Source organism: Paraburkholderia sp. BL6669N2 (assembly GCF_003387275.1).
Lineage (GTDB): Bacteria > Pseudomonadota > Gammaproteobacteria > Burkholderiales > Burkholderiaceae > Paraburkholderia.
In genome coordinates, this window is sequence record NZ_QUNA01000001.1 from 1125301 (window position 1) to 1146924 (window position 21624).

20 protein-coding genes are annotated in these 21624 nt (G+C 60.8%); 14 read left to right on the plus strand and 6 right to left on the minus strand.

Annotation, left to right across the window (positions count from 1 at the left end; translation table 11 throughout):
* Window positions 1-2: 2 nt before the first annotated feature.
* Together B0G80_RS05090 and B0G80_RS05095 are read right to left on the minus strand one after the other, a co-directional pair.
* Window positions 3-440: a RidA family protein gene (locus tag B0G80_RS05090; protein ID WP_106285539.1), complete on the minus strand. Its 438-nt coding sequence runs from the start codon at window positions 438-440 to the stop codon at window positions 3-5.
* Between the two features lie 54 nt (window positions 441-494).
* Window positions 495-1844 carry an NAD(P)/FAD-dependent oxidoreductase gene (locus B0G80_RS05095; protein ID WP_116117228.1) on the minus strand — a complete coding sequence of 450 codons (1350 nt, stop codon included), beginning with the start codon at window positions 1842-1844 and terminating at the stop codon, window positions 495-497.
* A 264-nt stretch (window positions 1845-2108) separates the two neighbouring features.
* On the opposite strand from B0G80_RS05095, the gene B0G80_RS05100 reads away from it, so the two are divergent.
* The 6 genes from B0G80_RS05100 (at window position 2109) to B0G80_RS05125 (ending at window position 8788) form a co-directional block, all read left to right on the plus strand.
* On the plus strand, window positions 2109-3035 hold the full coding sequence (locus B0G80_RS05100; RefSeq protein WP_106285537.1) for a LysR family transcriptional regulator: 927 nt from the start codon (window positions 2109-2111) through the stop codon (window positions 3033-3035).
* 182 nt (window positions 3036-3217) lie between these two features.
* Window positions 3218-4381, plus strand: coding sequence for an aromatic ring-hydroxylating dioxygenase subunit alpha (locus B0G80_RS05105; protein ID WP_116117229.1), 1164 nt, complete (start codon window positions 3218-3220; stop codon window positions 4379-4381).
* A 32-nt stretch (window positions 4382-4413) separates the two neighbouring features.
* A complete protein-coding gene (locus B0G80_RS05110; protein ID WP_116119522.1) occupies window positions 4414-5595 on the plus strand; it encodes an ABC transporter ATP-binding protein in 1182 nt (393 codons plus the stop codon).
* 1 nt (window position 5596) lies between these two features.
* The gene (locus B0G80_RS05115; RefSeq protein WP_116117230.1) at window positions 5597-6652 is read left to right on the plus strand and encodes an ABC transporter substrate-binding protein; all 1056 of its coding nucleotides are present in this window, start codon (window positions 5597-5599) and stop codon (window positions 6650-6652) included.
* A gap of 37 nt (window positions 6653-6689) precedes the next feature.
* Window positions 6690-7943, plus strand: a complete 1254-nt coding sequence (locus tag B0G80_RS05120; RefSeq protein WP_116117231.1) for an ABC transporter permease — start codon at window positions 6690-6692, stop codon at window positions 7941-7943.
* 26 nt (window positions 7944-7969) lie between these two features.
* Entirely contained in the window at window positions 7970-8788 is an 819-nt protein-coding gene (locus B0G80_RS05125) for an ABC transporter permease (RefSeq protein WP_116117232.1), read from the plus strand.
* Between the two features lie 74 nt (window positions 8789-8862).
* On the opposite strand, the gene B0G80_RS05130 is transcribed toward B0G80_RS05125, so the two are convergent.
* On the minus strand, window positions 8863-9294 hold the full coding sequence (locus tag B0G80_RS05130) for a hypothetical protein (RefSeq protein ID WP_116117233.1): 432 nt from the start codon (window positions 9292-9294) through the stop codon (window positions 8863-8865).
* Between the two features lie 165 nt (window positions 9295-9459).
* On the minus strand, window positions 9460-10512 hold the full coding sequence (locus tag B0G80_RS05135) for an AraC family transcriptional regulator (protein ID WP_106285592.1): 1053 nt from the start codon (window positions 10510-10512) through the stop codon (window positions 9460-9462).
* Window positions 10513-10899: 387 nt separating this feature from the next.
* Here B0G80_RS05135 and B0G80_RS05140 point away from each other — a divergent pair, with 387 nt between their 5' ends.
* From B0G80_RS05140 to B0G80_RS05170, 7 genes are all read left to right on the plus strand, one after another.
* Window positions 10900-11670, plus strand: a complete 771-nt coding sequence (locus B0G80_RS05140; protein ID WP_116117234.1) for an enoyl-CoA hydratase/isomerase family protein — start codon at window positions 10900-10902, stop codon at window positions 11668-11670.
* Window positions 11671-11672: 2 nt separating this feature from the next.
* Window positions 11673-12902, plus strand: coding sequence for a CaiB/BaiF CoA-transferase family protein (locus tag B0G80_RS05145; RefSeq protein WP_116117235.1), 1230 nt, complete (start codon window positions 11673-11675; stop codon window positions 12900-12902).
* Window positions 12903-12958: 56 nt separating this feature from the next.
* Complete coding sequence (gene fahA / locus B0G80_RS05150) at window positions 12959-14281, plus strand: fumarylacetoacetase (RefSeq protein ID WP_116117236.1); 1323 nt, start codon at window positions 12959-12961, stop codon at window positions 14279-14281.
* Between the two features lie 54 nt (window positions 14282-14335).
* Window positions 14336-14710, plus strand: coding sequence for a DUF485 domain-containing protein (locus tag B0G80_RS05155; protein ID WP_116117237.1), 375 nt, complete (start codon window positions 14336-14338; stop codon window positions 14708-14710).
* Window positions 14703-16289 (plus strand): cation acetate symporter, encoded by a 1587-nt coding sequence (locus B0G80_RS05160; protein WP_116117238.1) that lies wholly within the window; start codon window positions 14703-14705, stop codon window positions 16287-16289. The genes B0G80_RS05155 and B0G80_RS05160 overlap by 8 nt, the downstream gene beginning before the upstream one ends.
* Window positions 16261-16926, plus strand: a complete 666-nt coding sequence (locus B0G80_RS05165; protein WP_258878807.1) for a DUF302 domain-containing protein — start codon at window positions 16261-16263, stop codon at window positions 16924-16926. Before B0G80_RS05160 ends, B0G80_RS05165 begins: the two co-directional genes overlap by 29 nt.
* Window positions 16927-17336: 410 nt before the next feature.
* Complete coding sequence (locus B0G80_RS05170; protein ID WP_116117240.1) at window positions 17337-18362, plus strand: NADP-dependent oxidoreductase; 1026 nt, start codon at window positions 17337-17339, stop codon at window positions 18360-18362.
* Window positions 18363-18617: 255 nt separating this feature from the next.
* Here B0G80_RS05170 and B0G80_RS05180 read toward each other — a convergent pair whose 3' ends face one another.
* On the minus strand, window positions 18618-19823 hold the full coding sequence (locus B0G80_RS05180) for an amidohydrolase family protein (RefSeq protein ID WP_116119523.1): 1206 nt from the start codon (window positions 19821-19823) through the stop codon (window positions 18618-18620).
* A 293-nt stretch (window positions 19824-20116) separates the two neighbouring features.
* Window positions 20117-20461: a hypothetical protein gene (locus tag B0G80_RS05185; protein WP_147309831.1), complete on the minus strand. Its 345-nt coding sequence runs from the start codon at window positions 20459-20461 to the stop codon at window positions 20117-20119.
* A 224-nt stretch (window positions 20462-20685) separates the two neighbouring features.
* On the opposite strand from B0G80_RS05185, the gene B0G80_RS05190 reads away from it, so the two are divergent.
* A complete protein-coding gene (locus tag B0G80_RS05190) occupies window positions 20686-21621 on the plus strand; it encodes an NmrA family NAD(P)-binding protein (protein ID WP_116117242.1) in 936 nt (311 codons plus the stop codon).
* Window positions 21622-21624: the final 3 nt, after the last annotated feature.

The window sequence follows — 21624 nt, forward strand, 5'->3', positions numbered from 1 at the left end:
CCTTAGGCTTGCGGCGGCGTCCATCCGTCCGGAATCACTGCGACAACGTCGATCTCCATCAACCACTGTGGCTGACCCAACGCGACCACCACCAGGCCTGTCGAAATCGGAAACACGCCCTTCAACCACTTTCCGACTTCCTGATAGACCGGCTCGCGGTAGCGGACGTCGGTTAGAAACGTCGTTGTCTTGACGATGTGAGACAGGTCGCTGCCCGCTTCTTCCAGCAACTGTTTGACGTTCTTCATGGCCTGCTCGGCCTGGGCCCGCGGATCGCCGATGCCGACCAGACGGCCGTCGAAATCCGTGCCTACCTGACCGCGCACATAGACCGTGTTGCCGGCGCGCACGGCCTGGCAAAGATCGTTGTCGAGCGTCTGGTTCGGATACGTGTCCTTCGTGTTGAACATGCGGATACGGGTATGCGTAGGTTGGTTCATCAATGCACCTCAATGTTAGGAAGAAATAGATCGCGAATTAGAGAGGCATACGCATCAGTTCACGCCCATCTCACTGACTTTGTGAACGCGTGAACCGGCGGACAGGTTTTCAACGCTTTCCTCGCCGTGGCTCGGTGCCTGCTGTTGCGCGTCGCCGTAATAGGCCGCGTATTTGCGCTGCGTGACGATGTGATCGGCGATGTGCTTCGCGTCGTGCCACACGCCCCAGATGAATGCGGATCCGCGACGCGATAGCCACGGCAGACCGAGGAAATAGATGCCGGCCTCCTTCGATACACCGCGCTGATGTTTCGGCTTGCCCTTTTCATCGAACGCGTCGACGTTCAGCCAGCTGAAATCGACGGCATAACCGGTTGCCCAGATAATCGACGTCACGCCGGCTTTCGCCAGATCGAGATCGTGCAGCGGGTGCGTCACGCATTCCGGATCCGCGGGAATGACGCGCGCTTCGGGTTCTTGGGGAAGATCGAGGCCGTTGCGCTCGGCATACGCGTCGGCGGCGTCGAGCAGCGACAGATAGTTCTCGTCGCCGCGTGCGATGTTCTCCGCGAGATCCGCTTCGAAGGTGACCACGCCGTCATCGAAGGATTTCGTCAGACCCACGAGCGTGATGCCTTGATTCGCGAGACGCCGGAAGTCCACCGTATGGCCGCCACGCGCACCGCTCACCGCAATCGTGACGTGCTCCCTGCCCGGCTTCATGACCTCGGCATCCCATTCGCCGAGCACGCCGAGCCACCAGCAGAAGTCGCGGCCGCGATAGGCGCGCGGCGGACGATCGTGCGCGCCGACCGACAGATAGACGCGCTTGCCCGCACGTTGCAACTCGTCCGCGATCTGCACGCCCGACGAACCCGCGCCGACCACCAGCACGCCGCCTTCGGGCAATTGAGCGGGATTGCGATAGTCGGCGGAATGAATCTGCGTAAGACCCGAATCTTGCGGCGCGATTGGCGGAATGACGGGGCGCTGAAAGGGTCCGGTTGCGACCACTACACGATTGGCCTCGATCGTGCCGTCCGAGGTTTCGACGGTGAAGCCCTGGCGCCCCGCATTGCGCACGACCTTTTTCACTTCCACACCCGTGCGGATCGGTGCGTCGAATTTCTTCGCATAGGCGACGAAATAATCCGCGACCTGCTCCTTCGAAGCGAATGCGTTGGGATCGAAGTCCGCGAACTCGAGATTGGGAAAACGATCGTGCCACGCGGGGCCATTGGCAACCAGCGAATCCCAGCGTCCCGTGCGCCAGCGCTCGGCGATGCGGGCGCGTTCCAGCACGAGATGCGGCACGCCAAGCTTGCCCAGATGTTCGCTGATGGCGACGCCGGCCTGACCGGCGCCGACTACGAGCGTGTCGATTGACGTTGTTTCCACTGTCATGGCTGAGTCCTTCTAAAAAAGCGGAATATTTCGATTCGATCGTGACATCACGGCCTTTAAGCGCTCGCGATCGTTGCGGACCCGGCGGCGTTTTCCAGCTACGCGTCGCCACCCGGTCCGTTTGTCTCTCGTCAAAATCTACGCGTCCCTTCAGAATTTGAAAAATATATTTAAAAAATGCATCGCATCGGATTTGCCTATGCAAGGCTTTTTGACCGCCTCACAATGCCGCGCATGACAGGTCTAAAACACGGAGCGTCGTCGATGGAGAGTCAACCGTTGCGTTACTCGTTGCGCCAGTTGCGCTATTTCGTGGTCACCGCGGAAGTACTGTCTTTCACCGCCGCCGCCAAACGCCTGCACATCTCCCAGCCGTCGATCTCGACGGCGCTCGCGGATCTTGAAGTATCGTTCGGCGTGCAACTGTTCATCCGGCATCACGCGAGCGGTCTCTCGCTCACGCAAGCCGGACGCGATCTGCTCGGGCAAGCGCGCAATCTCCTGAAGTTTGCGGAGGAGTTGCAGACCACCGCCAAGGAAATGGACGGCGGCATGACCGGCGCCATCACGCTCGGCTGCATGGTCTCGCTCGCGCCGCCGCTAATGCCGCGACTGATCAGCCGATTCATCGACGAGCACGCGGGCATCTCGTTTCGCACGGTGGAGGCGCATCAGGACGGTCTCTTGCGCGGCCTGCACGACGGCTCGCTCGACATTGCCCTCACCTACAGTCTCGACCTGGCTGAAGACATTGCCTTCACGCCGCTGCTCTCGCTGCCGCCTTATGCGATCCTGCCGCGGACGCATCGTCTGGCACGCGCGCGCAAGGTATCGCTCGCCGACCTCCTTCCCGAGCCTTATGTGATGCTCGACCTGCCGCACAGCCGCGAGTATTTCGCCGCGCTCTTCGATGCGGTGGGCAGCCGTCCCGTACCCGCATTCCGTTCGTCGCAGCCGGAGGTCGTGCGCGGCATGGTGGCCAACGGTCTCGGCTATAGCCTCCTGAACTTTCCGCTCAAATCGAACCGCACCGTGGACGGCGAAGAGTTCGTCATTAAGCGTTTCAAAGACAATGTCAATGCAACGATGCTCGGCATCGCGCAATCGCGCACCATGAAGCCGCGCCAGGTGGTGCATCGCTTCGCCTCGTTCTGCGAGACCTATATCCAGAGGCTGCATTTCGACGCATGATGAGAAATGCGCGATTCTCTGCTTCAATCGCACGCGCGCTGCATAGACAAAAGCTTTGCTTTGTATCTGAAAACAATATTTTGGCTTGCAATTTGGCTTGTTAGATTGGTGTCCATGTTGAGCGCTATGCCGTAAAGCCTCGCGTTGACGCGCTCTCACCGTGACGAATCAAGGGGGACACCATGGCCAACCCGGCAAGGACGATCGCAGTGCAAGCACTTGTCGACGAACTGCGCGCGGGTTGCGAACGTCCATTCGGCGATGCGCACGCGATGCCGCCCGGCGTCTATACGTCGCCCGAATTCCTCGCACTGGAAGAGCGCGCTATATTCGAGCGGGAGTGGCAATGCGTCGGCCGCGCCAGTGCGCTCAAGGTGCCTGGTGACTACATGACGGCGCGGATCGGCGCGCAACCTGTCGTCGTATTGCGCGACGAACAGATGCAACTCAAGGCGATGTCGAACGTGTGCCTGCATCGCATGTCTGTGCTGCTCGAAGGACGCGGCAACGTGCGTCGCATCGTCTGCCCGTATCACGCGTGGAACTATTCACTGGACGGCGCGCTGCAAGGCGCGCCGCTCATGGATCGGCAGGAAAGCTTCTGCAAGGAAAGCTACCGGCTACCCACCGTACGTTGCGAAGAATGGCAAGGCTGGATCTACGTGACCCTCGACGAACACGCGCCGCCCGTTCATGCCCAACTCGACGAACTGAGCGAACTCATCGGCGCATACGGCATGTCGGACTACGTCGAGACCTTCCATGAAGAGCACGTGTGGAACACGAACTGGAAGATCCTCGCGGAAAACTTCATGGAAAGCTATCACCTGCCCATGTTGCATCGCGCGACGGTAGGACCGCATTCTCGGCTCGAGGAAATGGAATGCCCGCCGGGCTATCCGGCCTTCAACTATCACTGGATCACGAAGGAAGCGTCCTTGCCCATCGGCAACGCGCATCCGGACAACACGCGCCTCACGGGACATTGGCGCAAGACCACGGCGCTGCTCGCCATTTACCCGACGCATCTCGTCACGCTCACGCCGGGTTACTTCTGGTATCTCGTGCTGCAACCGCAAGGCGTGGAGCACGTGCATATCTGCTTCGGCGGCGGGCTTGCACCGGAGTTCATCGCCGATCCCGAGGCCAATGCGCATATGACGACGCTGAAGAAGCTGCTCGACGAAGTGAACGCGGAAGACAAACGCGGCGTGGAAGCCGTGTTTCGCGGCGTGCATGCGCCCCTCGCGAAGCCCGGTCACCTGAGCCCGCTCGAGCGTCCCAACTATGACTTCGCGCGCTATATCGCCGGCAAAACAGGCGCGGCGCAGACCGGCACGCATTGATTACGACGCACCATCGACAGGACGCGATCACGATGTCAAACCCTTCCTTCATTTCGTTCTCGAGCGTGAGCAAATCGTACGACGGCGCCCAATACGTCGTCGACGACTTGAACCTCGACGTGCGCAAGGGAGAATTCCTGTCGCTGCTCGGCCCGTCCGGCTCGGGCAAGACGACCACGCTCATGATGCTCGCGGGATTCGAATCGCCCACGCACGGCGAGATTCGCCTCGACGGCCGCCGGCTTGACGACAAGCCGCCGCATCAGCGCGACATCGGCATGGTGTTTCAGAACTACGCGCTCTTTCCCCATCTGACGATTGCGGAGAACGTTGCGTTTCCGCTCTCCGTGCGGCGCGTGAGCCGCGCCGAGCAGAAAACGCGTGTGCAGCGCGCGCTCGAGATGATCGAGTTGCCGCATCTGGCGAACCGGCGTCCCGCGCAACTCTCCGGCGGACAGCAGCAACGCGTGGCGCTCGCGCGCGCGCTCGTGTTCGAGCCGAGCGTCGTGCTGATGGACGAGCCGCTCGGCGCGCTCGACAAGCGCCTGCGCGAAACCATGCAATACGAAATCATGCGCCTGCATCGCGAGTTGTCGCTCACGATTGTGTACGTGACCCACGATCAGGCCGAAGCGCTGACCATGTCGGACCGCGTCGCCGTGTTTTCCGATGGCCGCATTCAGCAGGCCGCCACGCCGAGCGAACTCTACGAGAACGCGCAGAACGCCTTCGTCGCGAACTTCGTCGGCGAGAACAATGGTCTGACTGGGCGCGTCGTCAGTGTCGGCGAGGACTGGGCGGCGCTCGCGCTCTCGGACGGCAGCGTCATTCGCGGCCGCAGCGAACCCGGCCTGCGCGCAGGCGACGAAGCGATGCTCGCGCTGCGCCCCGAGCGCGCGCATATTCCCAGCGCTGAAGGCGTAGAGGTCGACGAACACAGCAACGTGGTGCGCGCACAGGTCCAGGAACTGGTGTATTGCGGCGATCATCACCGCGTGCACCTCGCGCTCGGTTCGCGCGATTCCTTTGTCGTGAAAGTACCCAATACGCAGCGCCATGCGCTGCCTTCGCCCGGCAGCGAGATCGAAATCGCCTGGCGCCACGACGACTGCAAGATTCTCGCGATGAGCGTGCCGCGCAGCGCGCCCGTGATCCCCGCATCCACCCCGCTCTCACCCTCCATCATCACGACCGCACCTGCAGGAGCCAACTAAAATGCGCACTCTCATCAAAACACAAAACGTCGCACTCGCAGTACTCGCCGCAGCCGCTTTGACCACCATGACCACCCAGGCCGCGGAGACGCTTTCCGTCGTGACCTTCGGCGGTGCATACGAAGCGGCGGCAAAGAAGGCCTATTTCGAACCGTTCACCCAGGCCACCGGCATCGGCTTCTCGACCGAATCGTATGACGGCGGCCTCGCGAAACTCTCCGCGATGGAGCAGGCGAAGAACACCACATGGGATCTGATCGACCTCGAAACGAACGACGCGATCACCGCCTGCGACGAAGGCCTCCTGCAGAAGTTCGACAAGAAGACGATCGGCAAGACGAGCGACTTCATTCCCGGCACAATCAGCGAGTGCGCGGTCGCGAGCATGGTCTGGTCCACGGTCTACGCGTACGACGCGAGCAAGCTCAAGACCGCGCCGACCACCGTCAACGACTTCTTCGATCTGCAGAAATTCCCTGGTAAGCGCGGCCTGCGCAAATCGCCGAAGGTCACGATGGAATGGGCGTTGATTGCCGACGGCGTCGATCCTAAAGATGTCTACAAAGTACTCGGGACACCTGCCGGCGTGGATCGCGCGTTCAAGAAGCTCGACACGATCAAGCCGAACATCGTGTGGTGGGAGTCAGGCGCTCAGGCGCCGCAGTTGCTCGCCGACGGCGCCGTCGTGATGACGCAAGCCTACAACGGCCGCATATCCGACGCCGCGAAGAAGGACAACAAGCCGTTCAAGACCGTGTGGGACGCGCAGGTCTACGACTTCGACTGGTGGGCCGTGCCGACGGGCGCGAAGCACGCCGACGCCGCCGCGAAGTTCATCGCCTCCGCTTCGCAGCCGAAGGCGTACGCGGACTTGTCGAAGTACATCGCCTACGCGCCGCCGCGCAAGGACGCGATCGCGCTGATCGACAAGCAACGTCTCGCCGATCTGCCGACCGCGCCCGAGAACTTCAAGCGCGCCTTGCAGATCAACGCGAACTTCTGGGCCGACAACGCGGACCAGATCAACAAGCGCTTCCAGGTGTGGCTGACGCAGTAACACAACCGTCCGACGAGAGCCCGACTTGACTACTCACATGCCCGCTTCGGCCCGCGCCACGGCCCCGGGCTCTCCGACGAGAGCCGACGGCCGCGCGTCGTTTCAAAAGGCGCGCCGCCGTGCCTCGGTACAAGCGCTGTTGCTCGCGCTGCCGCTGATCGTGTTTCTGCTGTCGACGTTCATTGCGCCGATCGCGCTGCTCCTTGCGCGCAGCGTACAGAACCACGAAGTGCCCGACAGCATGCCCGCGCTCACCCGCGCGCTCGATGCATGGGACGGGCGCGGCGTGCCGGACGAGCGCATGTTCACCCTGCTCGCCGCGGGGCTCAGGGAAGCGCAGCAAAGCGGCCAGCTCGGCACGGTCGCGCGGCGGCTGAACTTCGATCAGGCCGAGTTCCGGAGCCTGTTGATGCGTACCGCGCGCCAGTTGCCCGCCGACGCGCCGCCCGCATGGAAAGCGGCGCTCATCGAACTCGACCCACGCTGGAATTCGCCCGAGATCTGGCGCTTGCTGAAGCGCGCCGCCTCCTCGCCGACGCCCGACTATCTGCTCGCGGCCGTCGATGCGCATGTGACACCGCAAGGCGCGGTCGCCTTCGTGCCGGATAACGCTTCGATCTATCGGCAGGCGTTCGTGCGCACGATCTCGATCAGCGCCACGGTCACGCTGCTGTGCCTCCTGCTCGGCTATCCGGTCGCATGGATGCTCGCGAATCTGCCCGCGAGAAGCAGCAACCGCCTGATGCTCTTCGTAATCGTACCGTTCTGGACCTCGCTGCTCGTGCGCACGACCGCGTGGTACGTTTTGCTGCAGCCGGGCGGCGTCATCAACAGCCTGCTGATGGGTCTCGGTCTCACCACCCATCCACTGCCGCTCATCTTCAACCGCGCGGGCGTGCTCATCGGCATGACGCATGTGCTCCTGCCGTACATGATTCTCGCGATCTATTCGGTGATGAAGAGCGTATCGCCCGTGTACGTACGCGCCGCACAATCGCTCGGCGCGCACCCGTTCACCGCGTTCGTGCGGATCTACATTCCGCAGACGCTGCCCGGCGTGGGAGCGGGCTGCTTCCTCGTGTTCGTGCTCGCGCTCGGCTACTACATCACACCCGCGCTGCTCGGCGGCGCCGGCGACGAGATGATCAGCCAGCTCATTGCCATACAGACCAACACGCAACTCAACTGGGGCCTCGCCGGTGCGCTCTCGGCGTATCTCGTGATTTTCACGGCGATTTTCTATTTCCTGTTCAACCGGATCGTCGGCATCGACCGCTTGCGCTTCGGTTAAACACGCTGACACGACGAGAGATCGACATGCAAGAACAACGCAACAAGGTGCTGACGGAACGCGTCGCCGCGCGCTGGGTGCGGCTGCATACAGCGCTTGTGCTGTTCTTCCTGATTGCGCCGATTCTCGCGATCATTCCGCTCTCGTTCAATTCGGGCTCGTACTTCTCCTACCCGTTGCAGGGCTTTTCGCTGCGCTGGTATGAGCAGGCGCTCACGAGCGCGGACTGGCAGCGATCGCTGCTGAACAGCATCGGCATAGGCGCGGCGTCCACGCTGATCGCCACGTGTCTCGGCACGCTGGCCGCGCTGGGCATTTCACGCACGCAGTTTCCGCTGCGCTCGCTGATCATGCCGATCCTCATCTCGCCGATGATCGTGCCGATTGTCGTTGTGGCCGCGGGCTTCTATCTGATCTTCGCGCCGCTCGGCCTCGTCAACTCGTATCCCGGCGTGGTGCTGGCGCATGCGGCGCTCGGCACGCCGTTCGTGGTGATCACCGTGACGGCGTCGCTGCTTTCATTCGATCAGAGTCTGTTGCGCGCCGCGTCCGGACTCGGGGCGACACCCTGGATCACCTTCAGGCGCGTGACCTTACCGCTCATCACGCCGGCGGTCGCGACCGGCAGCGTCTTCGCTTTCGCGACCTCGTTCGACGAAGTCATCGTTATTCTGTTCATTGGCGGCCCGGATCAAAAAACCGTACCGCGGCAGATGTGGAGTGGGATTCGCGACTCGATCGATCCGTCGATCCTCGCCGTGGCGACGATGCTGATCGTGTTCGCCGTGCTGCTCTTCGCGAGCATCAATTGGCTGCATGGGAGCCGGGACGGGATTAAGGAATAACGGAGCGTGCTGCCCGCGATATCTATCGTCGGCGCACGCCGCTTGCCCTCCTCGCTTCGGGATGCGCCGCTAAATCAATGGTAAGTCGTCGTCGACGATTGCAGCTTCGTCAGTACACCGCCCTTGAATCTGAACCAGCCTTGCGAGCTTTGCATCACGACTTCATCGCCTTGCCAGAACACGCGCCTGACCGTCATGCGCTTACCCGAGCGCTGCACAAGCGGCGGACGACGGCGAAAGTCGTACAACACCGGACCGGAATCGGTCTGCACCAGCGTGCGCGTGACGGTGTCGCTTGCGTTACCGACCTCATCGAAATGTGTGAGTGTGTCGGCGCTGAAACGATCGAAAACTTCCTTGTCGAGCATCCCCACGAAATCGCGCTCGGCGCGGGCGAATTCCAGTGCGCCCGAAGGCGTGGCGAGCGGACCGGGCGCGTTGCTCTGCGCATGAACGGAGGTCACGAAAGAGATGGCCGCGAGTGAAGCGAGGAATAGTCGTCTCATGTTTCTTTTGGATTCAGTGGCGGTTTCGACGGCGGAGTGCGACTTGCAATCGGACCTCGGGAACACGGTCGTCAATTTTGACCGACACGTTGAAGGTCTGCAACTGAATGATCATCTGCGCTCGCCATGGCACTGTCGCGGACCTATGCAGGCGCGCCGCGCCTGTCACCCATCCTGGCCCGTTCCCTTCCGATAAAGACTGGGTGAGTTTCCAGTCCACTTCCTGAACGATCGGCGAAAGCTCGCCGCGTCCGAAAATCCAATACGCTCGGCGACCTGATCGATAGGAAGTCGCGTGTTCTCGAGAAATTCGATGGCAAGCGACCGGCGCACATCGTTCAACAAGGTTTGATACGAGTAGTTATCGTCGGCGAGCCGTCTATGCAAGGTTCGCAGTGACATGCCGAGTTGGGCGGCCATCTTCTCCGCGGATGGGAACACGCCCGGTGCGTTCAGGCACGCCATGCGGATTTGCCGCGGAAGTTCGGGAATGCCATCGCGTTCTTCGAGAATGCGATCACACAGTTGCTGGCAGATTTGCGCGGTAATCGGATTTGCATTCGGACACGGACGGTCCAGTACATGCACGTCGAAATGCCACTCCATCGTGTCCGCGCCGAATTCCACGGGACAGTCGAACATCCTTTCGTAATTCCGCCAATGCGGCGGCGCCGGATACGCCATGACCATGCGCTTCGACGGAAAAGGCGCTTCCAGCACGCGGCTGAATAACACCGTCATCGAGCTGCGCCAGAATTCGGCGACGAACGGCAACATGTCGCCAAGCGATGCCAGTCCGTGGCTGCTCAGAATGCCGGTGTCCCCCTTGGTGGAATAGCTGATCTGCAAAACCGCGCCGGCCATCCTGACATTTTCGACGCTGAATTTCAGCGCGTCTCCAAAGGTTGTACTGCTGACCATGGCGTAGCCATATATGCCGAAGTCACTGATCCTCTGACGTGCGCCGGCGAGCAATCCAACATCGGCTCGTGTCGCTAGCCGTTGAGCGTTTCGATAAATGGCGAGCCGCTGACGATGCGAAATTCTCGCCTGCGAATCCTCCAACTGGTTCGCATGGACGCCCGTGTTCGCGAACAGTTTGTTGACGGAAACGCCCTCCGCGGCCAGTTCGGCGGCGAGCGCGGCCAAGCCCAGAAGACTCTGCGTGGGCGCGTCGAGATCCGGATGCAATGGCGTGATGATTTTCGGTGGTCGCACGATATGCCTCACTCCAATTGCGGACATGCTCGCACATTTTCTCGATCTTCGTTGGGCGCGTTTGGCACAGTTTGACACGGCAATTGGCAGGGTTGGACGTTGCCGCTCAACGAGCTCGCTGAGATAGTAACCATCAACGGCGCATGCCGAAAAACAGATGGAGACAAGCTATGAAGCCCTCAGTTGACCCCGCGCGGACACTAGTGACAACCCTGATCAATGCGCATCCTGAGACCGTGGATGGCGCAATCGGTCACGTCAATGCGGCGACGCAACACGCTCCGCCAATAAGCACCGCCGCGGTATCGGTTTAATACACCGGTAACGCACCCGTCAGCCGGCACTCCCACACACAGGCCATATTGCGATCACCTTGCAGAGAGAACCATGACCACAGTAAAGATTGAAATGGATGGCGCCGTCGGAATCGTTTCATTAGCCAAGCCGCCGCACAACCTGATCGACGACGCGATGATTGCGGATCTGCTCGCCGCGTATCGCGGCGTGGTCGCTGAAGGCGCCCGCGCGATCGTGCTCAAAAGCGACATGCGGCACTTTTGCGCCGGTGCGGAAATGAGTTCATTTACCGACGGCAAGACAGTGATCCAGCACAACGCCGATCAATTCCTCGAGTTCCTCGATGTGCTGGAGAACGCGCCGGTTCCGACACTCGCCGCGGTTCACGGCGCCGCGCTCGGCGGCGGCCTCGAACTGGCGTTGACATGCGACATGATCGTCGCCGCGGACACGGCCTACTTCGGCCAGGTCGAGAACATCGTCGGTCTGATTCCCCTGCTCGGCGGCACGCAACGACTCGTACAGCGAGCGGGCATTGTACGGGCCAAGGAAATCGCACTGATCGGACGGCGGCACGCAGCGGAAGCATTCGAGCGCTGGGGCATCATCAATCACGTCGTGCCCGAAGCGGAACTCCAGAGCGCCGCCATGTCGTTCGCCCGGCAACTGGCGGCAGGTCCGACCAAAGTGCTCTACGGCATCAAGCAGCAGGCCAATCTTGCCGCCAACGGCGGCGTGCGCAGCGCCGACCTCGAACAGATCAACCTCAACAACATGATCTGGCAGACGGGCGATCGCGAACGAGGTTTCGCTTCGTTCTTTTCGACCGGGCCCGCCACCGCCGAATTCAAGGGAGATTGATCATGTCAGCACCGCTCGAAGGTATTCGTGTGATCGATTTCACGCGAGTGCTGGCCGGACCGCATTGCACCAAAACGCTCCTCGATCTCGGCGCCACCGTGACCAAGATCGAACCGCCCTCCGGCGATATCGGCCGCGTGAGCATGCCGCATATCGGCGACATGTCGCTGTATTACGTGCAACAGAACGCCGGCAAGCGCAACGTGAGCCTCGACCTCAACTTCCCGGAGGCTCGCTCCATCATGGTCGACATGTGCCGGGACGCGGACATCATCGTCGAAAATTTTCGCCCCGGCACGTTGGACCGGTTCGGGCTCGGCTATGACCAGGTGTGCGCTTTCAATCCGTCCGTGATCTACGCTTCTTTGAGCGGCTATGGACAATCGACCTCATGGCGCAACCGCCCCGCCTTCGCGCCGACCGTGCAAGCCGAGTCGGGACTGACCGACATCGTCCAGCACCATTTCGGCTCTGCGCTCACCGAAGTTCGTAACGACGCATGCAGCCACGCCGACATGTACACCGGTCTTCACGGCGTAATCGGTATTCTGGCCGCGCTTCAGCATCGCGCGCGAACCGGCCAGGGACAACACGTGGACGTCTCGATGGCGGCGACCATGCTATCGGTGAACGAACGCGTGGGTGCCCAACTGTCGGAAATCGATACGGAGGGCGAACCGATTATTCTCTCCGCGCCCGATTCGCACATCTTCGATTTACCCGATGGACGTCAACTCACCATCGCGGGCAGTCCGATCTACACGCCGATGTTTTCGCGTTACTGCGCGATGATGCGTCGCAACGATCTGCTAAGCGATCCCCGCTTCGGCACGGCGCTGTTGCGCCGGCAAAACATTGCTGATTTGCTGGCCGAAGTACGCGCGTGGCTTCTCACGTTCAATGACCTGGATCAGCTCCAGACGCAGGTCAGCGAAGCGGGATTGGCCATTGGCGTGGTCCGCAGCGTCAACGAGTTCGCCGATTCCGAGTGGGTGCAGGAATGGGGCGCGCTAGTCGATGTCGACGACAGATCCGGCGGCACGACACGCATGCCCGGCGCGCCCTGGCATTTCAGCCAGTCCGAGTTGCCGCAGCCGGGCAGCCCTGCTTTCCAGGGCGAGCATAACGCCGAGGTGCTCTCGGAACGCAAACTTAGCGCAGCGTTCATTCGGGATTTGCAGGAGCGCGGAATTCTTCTCAGCAGGCACAGCCCCACGCGCCCGTTCGACTGAACGTCGCTGCTATTACGCGAGCCGCTCGCGCCTTAACCGAATGAATCGGGACGAACATGCAACACACTCTGAATCAGACGCATGACCCCGCTGCGCGCAGTTGGGTCGAATCCGCCAATGCACCGGCGTGTGACTTTCCAATCCAGAATCTACCGTTTTCGGCTTTCCGCAGAAAGCATTCCGATGAGGCGTTCCGGGGTGCGGTCGCAATCGGCGATCAGGTCGTCGATATGGCCGCCTGGGCGGCTCGCGTCAGTCTGAATGGAATCGCGGGCGAGGCTGCGCGGGCGTGCGCGCAGCCCGTGCTCAACGAGTTCTTCTCACTGGGTCCGTCCGCGTGGCGCGCTGTACGGCACGCGCTATTCGCGGCGCTTCACGAGCGAGCCCCTTCGGACGATCGCGCGGCCATCGAGGCGTGTCTGGTCCCGCAATCGGAAGTGGAATACGGCCTGCCTGCGCAGATCGGCGATTATACGGATTTCTACACTTCGATTCATCACGCGACCAACATCAGCAAGCTACTCGGCCTGAGCGGTGTAGGCGCCAATTTCAAATCGGTACCCATTGCCTACCACGGCCGCGTCTCGAGCATCGGGCTCAGCGGTCAGCGCTTCCGGCGCCCAGCGGGCCAAATCATGCTTCCGGGCGAAGATGCGCCGATTTTCTCGCCGTCGCGCAAGCTGGACTACGAACTTGAACTCGGCATCTACATTGGACAAGGCAATGCGGCCGGCGAGCCGATCGATCTGGATCATGCCGACAGTCATGTATTCGGGCTATGTCTGCTCAACGACTGGTCCGCTCGCGATATTCAGGCCTGGGAGATGCAGCCATTAGGCCCCTTTCTGGCCAAGAATTTCGCCACCACGATCTCGTCGTGGATCGTGACCATGGAGGCACTGGCGCCGTTCAGACTTCCCCTGCCGCGCCCGGACACGGATGGAAAGCCGCTGCCTTATCTGAATTCCGACCGGAATAGCACGGCGGGCGCCATCGATATCCAACTGGAAGTCTGCATGGAGACTTCCCGCCATAAAGCCGCGAATCTCCCGGCGGCGCAACTCTCACTCACGAGTTTCAGGCATCAGTACTGGAGCATCGCACAGATGGTCGCGCATCACACCGTGGGTGGCTGCAATCTGCGTGCTGGAGACCTGCTTGGCAGCGGCACCATTTCAGGCCCAGAGAAATCAGAAGCGGGCGCGCTGATGGAACTTGCACGCAACGCAAGCGAGCCGGTCACGCTGAATACAGGCGAAAAGCGCAGCTACGTGGAGGACGGCGACGCCATTATCCTGCGCGGTTACTGTGAGAAAGCAGGCTTTGCACGAATCGGATTTGGCGAAAGCCGCGGCGAAGTTCTGCCCGCAAAACTCTAGCGACCCAACCTCTTCAAATGTCTGTCATGAACACCATAACGGAGGAGACCCGACATGCAATCGATGGAATCAATCAACGCGGAGTTCGAGCGGCAAAACGTGACGAAAGCCAGATCATCCGGCTTATCGCTCGCCGAGAAGACGCGAGCGCTCGCAAAGTTCCGGAACCGCTTCGTGTGGTCATTGCTTTACACCTCACTGGGAATCTATTTCGGCCTGTTGATCGCAGTGCTGGAGTTCCCTGGCGCGATGTCCTTATCCGTTTACGGCGAACTCAACCTCGGACTGCTCGCGGTGGTCGTTCAGTTCGCGCTCACGATCGCGACCTTCTGGGGCTACTGCGCATGGGCCGAGCGAGTCTACGACCCGAAAGCGGCCGAACTGCTTAAAAGCGCGTTTGCACAATCGAACGGTGATCGACATGAATAATCTGATCAGTCATGGCGGGCTCAGAATCATCGCCTTCGTGGGATTTATCGGACTCAGCCTCATCCTGACCGCATGGAGCGCTCGCCGATCGCGCGGAACCTCAGGATTTTTCGTGGCCGGACGCAATCTGTCGCCGTTTCAGAACGGCCTCGCGCTGGCGGGAGACTTTATGTCCGCCGGTTCGTTTCTCGGTGTGACGGGGCTCGTTTCCCTGTTCGGGTTTGACGGGATCGTGTATCAGGTCGGCTTTATCGCCGGATGGATCATGATCATGCTGATCGTCGCCGAGCCGGTCAGAAACTGCGGCAAATACACGCTTTCCGATGTGGTCGCACTGCGTTTTCGCAGCCGCGGCGTTCGAGCGGCCACATCGGTCTCTTCGCTGATCATTTCGTTAGCCTATCTACTCGCGCAACTCGTCGGCGGCGGCGCACTGGCCAGTCTGCTACTGCCGATCGGCACCAACGCCGCGATCGTGCTGATCGGCGTACTCATGATCGCGTATGTGCTGTTCGGCGGAATGGTGGCCGCGACTTATGTGCAGATCGTCAAGGCTGTACTCGTCTGGACTGCCGGCGCGGTGCTTGTGCTGCTCGCTCTCGCCCACTTTTCCTTCGACGTGGGTGCGCTATTCAGTAAGGCACGCCTTTCTTCGCTGCATCCGGCGCAGTACTTTGTGCCGGGTGGCTACTTCAAGGATCCGCTGGATACGCTGTCGCTCACCCTCGCTCTGGCGTTGGGCACAGCAGGACTGCCGCACGTCATGACCCGGTTTTACACGGTGCCGTCCGCCGTCGCGGCAAGAAAGTCCGCGAAAATCGGCCTGATTGTCATGACGTCTTTTGCGGTAATGATGATCGTGCTCGGATTTTCCGCCACCGCAATCGTGGGGCCGGCGGCGATTCTCGCGACACATAGTTCGGGAAACAGCGCCATCACGCTGCTTGCCACGGCACTCGGCGGCGGTGCAGGTTCTGCCGGCGGTGAACTGCTGCTCGCCTGCGTTTCGGCAATCGCCTTCGCGACGATTCTTGCGGTCGTCTCCGGCATCATGATTTCCTCGGCCTCGACCATCTCTCACGACATCTTCGGCCAGCTCTTCTCGGCGTCTCGCGACAAGGAGCGCCGGCAGGTCGTGATCGCGAAGATCGCCACGATAGTCTTCGGTATCGCCGCGATGGGACTCGCACTGCTCGTCAAGACGTTCAATGTCGCATTTCTTGTTGGCCTCGCGTTCGCCATCGCTGCCAGCGCAAACTTGCCCGTGATTCTTTTCTCGATGTACTGGCGGCGTTTCACGGATCGAGGCGCAGTGGCCGCCGTGCTCGCCGGCACCCTTTCCTCGATTGGGCTCGTGCTGCTGGGGCCGGCCGTTATCGGAGCGAAAGGCATCATCTTCAAGGATTCCACCCCGCCTTTCTGGCTCTCGAATCCCGGCCTGTTCAGCATTCCGGTCGGCTTTATCGCGGGCTGGATCGGATCGGTCACGACACGCAAGAACGCCGCCGACGCCTCCTTCGATGCCCAGCAACTTCGCATGCTAAGCGGCCTTGGAGCCGAAGCCGCGTCGGAACATTGACGCGAGAGAGCGTCCTACTTATCTGTCCAACAAGGAGACAACGGTGATTAACTTACGTACTACCGCTTCACGAGTTGCATTGCCAATGGCCGCCGTTGCTGCGATCGGCATGAACGTGTTCTGTGCGCCGGCGATGGCGGCGACCGTCGAGGTATCGGAAACAAAGACGATCATCGATCACGTGACCGTCTCTTCCAGCAAACCCTACGCTTCGGTCAAACAGGATCTGGAGAGCCGTCTCGGCCGACTCGACGATCATATCCGCGCGCTGCTGAAGCAGGACAAGGTCGACGAATTGCGTGTCGCCCTTCAGAAAGCCGCCGGCAACGACGGTCTTGTGATTCACTACATCGGGCTGCATGGAGATTGGCTCGTGCTGAAAGGACAGCGCAGGAACGGCACCGAGTATTTCACCGGCAATATTCTCACCGCGACAGAAATGACCAGCGTCAATATGGCGGCGGGACTGTATGCGCCGTTGCGTATCATGGTCTATGAAAACGCACAGGGTGGCACGACGATCGAGTACGATAAGCCGTCGACCCAACTGAGCCAGTTCCACAGCGCCCAGATCGACGTACAAGGCCGCTCGCTCGACGACAGGCTGGCGAAATTATGTGCTTCGGTATTGCAATAGATCCTCCGGTATCTGACGGGCGAGTGTCCTGACGAAGCGGATATTCGCCACAAAAATAGACGCTTCCAGACAGATCGTTCTTGCCTCCCGTCCGGATGGACAGCCAACCGCCGGCAATTTCCGTTTTGAGCAAGCCACGCTGCCGGCCAGTCTGCCCGTGCAATCGATACCGCGATATCGGGCCTAGGCGTCGCTCTGTCCAGCAACAACACGTGGAAGGGGATCTCGCGGCGGCGATAAATAATAAGTCGACGGCGGCTGTCCATAAAATTAAAATATTGGCGCACGAAACCAGCCGCCGAAGATCGCTGTCTTGCCTTGTTGAATCCTCATACCAACATTGCAAACGCCTCGCGCAACTCAATTGAATCGTTCCCACGGCATCGCAAGTCACACCGGAAATCCAATCCATGAACGCACCCTTTTCGAATCGCCAATGGTTCTATGTACAACGTCCCACGAGTCGCGTTGGATCGGAACACTACGAACTTCGTGAAAGCGAAATCTCGGGACCGTTGGCGGAGAACGAAGTCATCGTCCGCGCGCGGTATATCAGCGTAGACCCGTACATTCGCATCCAGCAGCACGAGCGCAACACTTATGACGTGCCCCATCCTCTCGGCATCGTGCAACGCTCCGGCGTAGTGGGAGAAGTGGTCGAGTCAGCCAGCCCGCTGTTCGCCAAAGGGGACTGGGTGTCGGCCTATTCGGGTTGGCAGTTGTATGCACGGTGCCATCACAGCGAACTGACCAGACTCGATCCGGCAAGCGCGCCAGTTTCCACCGCGCTCGGTGTGCTCGGCATGCCGGGGCGTATCGCCTGGTTTGGCCTCATGGAAGCCGGGCGGCCGCGCCCTGGTGATACCCTGGTTGTGTCCGGTGCGGCCGGGGCCGTCGGCTCGCTGGTTGCACAGTTCGGTAAAAAGGCGGGCTGCAAGGTCGTGGGCATTGCCGGTGGTCCAGACAAGTGCCGATTCCTGCTCGACGAACTGAAACTGGATCGCGCGGTCGATTACCGGGAACACAAAACGCACGAAGGCTTGACGAGCGCGCTGCTCGAGGCCACAGGAGGGGTGGACGTTTATTTCGACAACGTCGGTGGTCCGATCACGGATGCCGTGATTCCACTTATCAAGCGCCGGGCTCGCATTGTGATTTGCGGAGCGATCAGTCAATACGACGGTGGTTTGGACACGCCGGACGTGGGCCCACGATTTCTCCAGCACATGCTCTTTCAGCGCGCCACCATCCAGGGCGTGCTGGCAAGAGACTACACCAATCGTATGGACGAAATGGTCGCGCAAGTGGCGCCGTGGGTTAAGAGCGGCGAGATCGTATTCAAGGAGACTTTCGTCGATGGATTCGAACAACTGCCTGCTGCGTTAAATAGCCTGTTCGAAGGCGGTAATGTCGGCAAGTTGCTCGTGAGGGTTTGAGCGAATTCGTTTCGCCCGCAAATGAAGCGAGGCGCGCATCGATCACCCGATTCGCGCAGTAATGCGACGCAAGCGCGGACGTCTCGCCGACAGCGACGACGCGCTCGCCCTTCACGGCGAGTGCGCCATCTTCAATCACACGTCGCTGCGATCGACAGTGATCACACAGCCGTTTTTGATCAGTACATCGATCCGTGCCCGATTGTTCCTACCCGAATTGCCCTCGCCGAGCATGATCCTTCTGAAGCCGTCACATTACGCCGCACCGACCAGTTCGCCGTTGCGCGCGACGATGCGCCCGTTGGCCACCACCAGGTTGCGCCTGGGCCGGGCGACCACCGCTTGCGCAACGGTTTCCGCGTCGACCAGCACGAGGTCGGCCCTTGCGCCGGCATGCAGCCCATAGTCGCGGAACCCGCAGCCGCGTGCCGCCGCTGCGCTGACGCAATCGAAAGCGACGGCCAGTTCGTCGTCACGGCGCATGTCGTAACGCAGGCCGATCAACATCGCGCGTTCGAGCATGTCAGGCGAGCCATACGGCGACCAGGTATCGCGAATGCCGTCGTTTCCGCCAAAGATAGTGATGCCTTTTTCCCTGCAAGCCTTCAATGGCGGAACCGGACGCGACGGCGGCGCCGAGGTCAGGAGCGCCACGTTCAACTGGGCAATCCGTTCGAGCAGCACATCGCGTTCGCGCTCCGGCAGTGCGCCCAGACAGAACGCGTGGCTGACCACGACCTGTCCTTGCATTCCCAGCGCCTCGACACGATCGAGCAGCAGTTTGAAGGTGAATGCGCCCACCTCGCCGGGCTCGTGCAGATGGATATCGATCGGCTTGTGAAAGCGCTCGGCAAGCGCGAACGTCAGGTTCAGCGACGCGACCGGATCGCCGTCGATCAATGCCGGATCGAGCGCGCCGAGCACGTCCGCGCCGTCGGCGAGCGCGCGGCCCAACAGTTCGTCCGTTCCTGGACGGCCCAGCAGACCGGACTGCGGAAACGCCACAATCTGGATGTCGAGCAGATCGCGCATCGCCTGGCGGGTCTGGAGCACGCCTTCGAGGTAACGCAAACCCGCGTCGGTATCGACGTCCACATGCGTACGCAGGCGCGTGGTGCCCGCCTCTACGAAGGCACGCGCAAGCGCGAGCGACTGCGCGCCCGCGTCGTGACCCGATTCCTTGCGCCAGCGGCGCTCGTTGTTGATGCGATCGAGCAACGTCGCGCCGACCTCGTTGCGATACCACGGCCTGCCCCAGTTGGTTTTGTCGATATGCGTGTGCCCTTCGACGAAACCAGGCAGCAGCAACGCGCCGCCGCCGTCTTCCACAGCGGCGCCCGGTTGCGGCACGAGGTCCGGGCCGAGAGCGGCGATGCGCCCGCCGGCAATCGACACGGCCACCGGCTGGCCGTCGGCCAGCCGGACATTGGAAATGACGAGAGAAGATAGCGAAGATGTCATGTTGATTTGGCAGAAGTAACGATACGGGCTCGGTGTTCGTCCTCTTTGCAGCGGATTGCCAACATGCACCATAGGCAGCGTCTCCCCGAACGGCAGTTGCCGGATGGCCGTCCAACGGGCCACCCGCAGCGAGCCACGCCAGTTCGACGAACTAGACATCAGATTATCGACGATCTGCAAGGTATCACGCGAGGAAAGCTCGTTTAAACGCGATGCCGACAGAATCTCAAGCGCCTCTCGGTAGGCTATAGAAGTATCGTGATCCCGCTTGAGCACAAATTCATGGACGTCAATCAGTGAGACCGGAGCGCACACATGGTCATGCCGAGCAAGATACTCATACACGCGGCATCACCACGCGCGCTCTGCAGATAAGCGTAAAGGAGTAACGGCAATGCCTGTCGCGGCCAGCTTTGTGCATACGACGTTTCCAGAAGATGACATACGGGCCGCCCCACGGACGCGGCGCGTTGTTCGTGTTCATCCCGTTCACCAAACAGCACAACCAGTTCTTCGAAGCGTTTTTCGGCCGGCAGCATCGGTGGACGCCCCGACGAACCGGTTTCGAACCACGGGAAATCCGCGCCATCAGAACATAAAGCAACCTTGCGGCTCACATCAAACACTGTGGAAGACATGGAGTTCTCTGCAAGCCCGGAACCACCGAAGACCCGGACCCGGCTCGCCGGGCCTCAATGAGCGAATCATAACTCTGACGCGCAATATTTGAACGGTGTATGATAATTCGAACGAGCAATGCTGTCAGTCGAAGTAAAAAATGATCCGCCTTCGGGTGTTCCCGCGGGGGTGAGCTTCGAAACGATGGCCGCCGGTACGACGCCAAGGCCACTAAGGAGACTCAATGACTCGACCATCGGGAACAGTCCTTGTCACAGGCGCCACCGGAGCGCAAGGGGGCGCCACCGCGCGTCGCTTGCTCGCCAGCGGGTTCCGCGTGCGATTCCTGACACGCGACCCGGAGTCTGCTGCCGCACGCGCACTCCAAGCCGCTGGCGCGTATGCAATTAAGGGGGATTTCGATGACACTCATTCCCTCGTAGTGGCCTTACATGGAGTCAATGCAGTCTTTTCGGTGCAATTGCCGAGCGTCAGCGGCAAGGATAGCGAGCGCCGCCACGGGTTTGCGCTTGTCAACGCTTCGCTAGCGGCCGGCGTCGAGCAGTTCGTGCACACGTCAGTGGCGCAATCGGGAAATCACACGTCCTTTCCAGATTGGAATAAAAACCGCTGGTCGACCCAATATTGGACGGACAAGTGGGACGTTGAAAACGCAGTGCGCAATGCGGGATTCGGCAGCTGGACCGTGCTGCGGCCTGCCTTCATGATGGACAATCTGGCACTCCCCAAAGCCACGTCCATGTTTCCGCATTTACAAACAGGGGAGTTGTTATCCGCGCTGCTGCCACAAACCAGACTGGACTTCGTTGCGGCCGATGACATAGGCGCATTCGCTGCGGCGTCGATAGTTGATCCTCTGCGTTTTCATGAGCAGACTATCCCGCTGGCTTCCGAAGCGATTACGATGTCCCAGGTAGCCGCGACACTCTCCGCTGTGCTCAGGACAGGTATCAAAGCGGTGCACGTGGCGCCGCAGGAGGCGATCGCACGCGGTCTCTTTCCGGCTTGGGTGAACGCACAGGAATGGATCAACGAGGTGGGCTACCGCGTCGATATCGACAAAGTCGAGTCGTACGGTATTCCGCTGACTTCCCTGCGGGAATGGGCTCAGAACCACCGTAACCGGCTACCGACCAACAATACCCTCTTGCATGAATAACGT

Bases quoted from the DNA above. Each gene is read 5' to 3' on its own strand.
- B0G80_RS05155 (WP_116117237.1), top strand. From the start codon at position 14,336: ATGCAATCGATGGAATCAATCAACGCGGAGTTCGAGCGGCAAAACGTG.
- B0G80_RS05140 (WP_116117234.1), top strand. From the start codon at position 10,900: ATGACCACAGTAAAGATTGAAATGGATGGCGCCGTCGGAATCGTTTCA.
- B0G80_RS05125 (WP_116117232.1), top strand. From the start codon at position 7,970: ATGCAAGAACAACGCAACAAGGTGCTGACGGAACGCGTCGCCGCGCGC.
- B0G80_RS05110 (WP_116119522.1), top strand. From the start codon at position 4,414: ATGTCAAACCCTTCCTTCATTTCGTTCTCGAGCGTGAGCAAATCGTAC.
- B0G80_RS05120 (WP_116117231.1), top strand. From the start codon at position 6,690: ATGCCCGCTTCGGCCCGCGCCACGGCCCCGGGCTCTCCGACGAGAGCC.
- B0G80_RS05090 (WP_106285539.1), bottom strand. From the start codon at position 440: ATGAACCAACCTACGCATACCCGTATCCGCATGTTCAACACGAAGGAC.
- B0G80_RS05105 (WP_116117229.1), top strand. From the start codon at position 3,218: ATGGCCAACCCGGCAAGGACGATCGCAGTGCAAGCACTTGTCGACGAA.
- B0G80_RS05130 (WP_116117233.1), bottom strand. From the start codon at position 9,294: ATGAGACGACTATTCCTCGCTTCACTCGCGGCCATCTCTTTCGTGACC.
- B0G80_RS05100 (WP_106285537.1), top strand. From the start codon at position 2,109: ATGGAGAGTCAACCGTTGCGTTACTCGTTGCGCCAGTTGCGCTATTTC.
- B0G80_RS05185 (WP_147309831.1), bottom strand. From the start codon at position 20,461: ATGTCTTCCACAGTGTTTGATGTGAGCCGCAAGGTTGCTTTATGTTCT.
- B0G80_RS05180 (WP_116119523.1), bottom strand. From the start codon at position 19,823: ATGACATCTTCGCTATCTTCTCTCGTCATTTCCAATGTCCGGCTGGCC.
- B0G80_RS05115 (WP_116117230.1), top strand. From the start codon at position 5,597: ATGCGCACTCTCATCAAAACACAAAACGTCGCACTCGCAGTACTCGCC.
- fahA (WP_116117236.1), top strand. From the start codon at position 12,959: ATGCAACACACTCTGAATCAGACGCATGACCCCGCTGCGCGCAGTTGG.
- B0G80_RS05095 (WP_116117228.1), bottom strand. From the start codon at position 1,844: ATGACAGTGGAAACAACGTCAATCGACACGCTCGTAGTCGGCGCCGGT.
- B0G80_RS05170 (WP_116117240.1), top strand. From the start codon at position 17,337: ATGAACGCACCCTTTTCGAATCGCCAATGGTTCTATGTACAACGTCCC.
- B0G80_RS05160 (WP_116117238.1), top strand. From the start codon at position 14,703: ATGAATAATCTGATCAGTCATGGCGGGCTCAGAATCATCGCCTTCGTG.
- B0G80_RS05145 (WP_116117235.1), top strand. From the start codon at position 11,673: ATGTCAGCACCGCTCGAAGGTATTCGTGTGATCGATTTCACGCGAGTG.
- B0G80_RS05190 (WP_116117242.1), top strand. From the start codon at position 20,686: ATGACTCGACCATCGGGAACAGTCCTTGTCACAGGCGCCACCGGAGCG.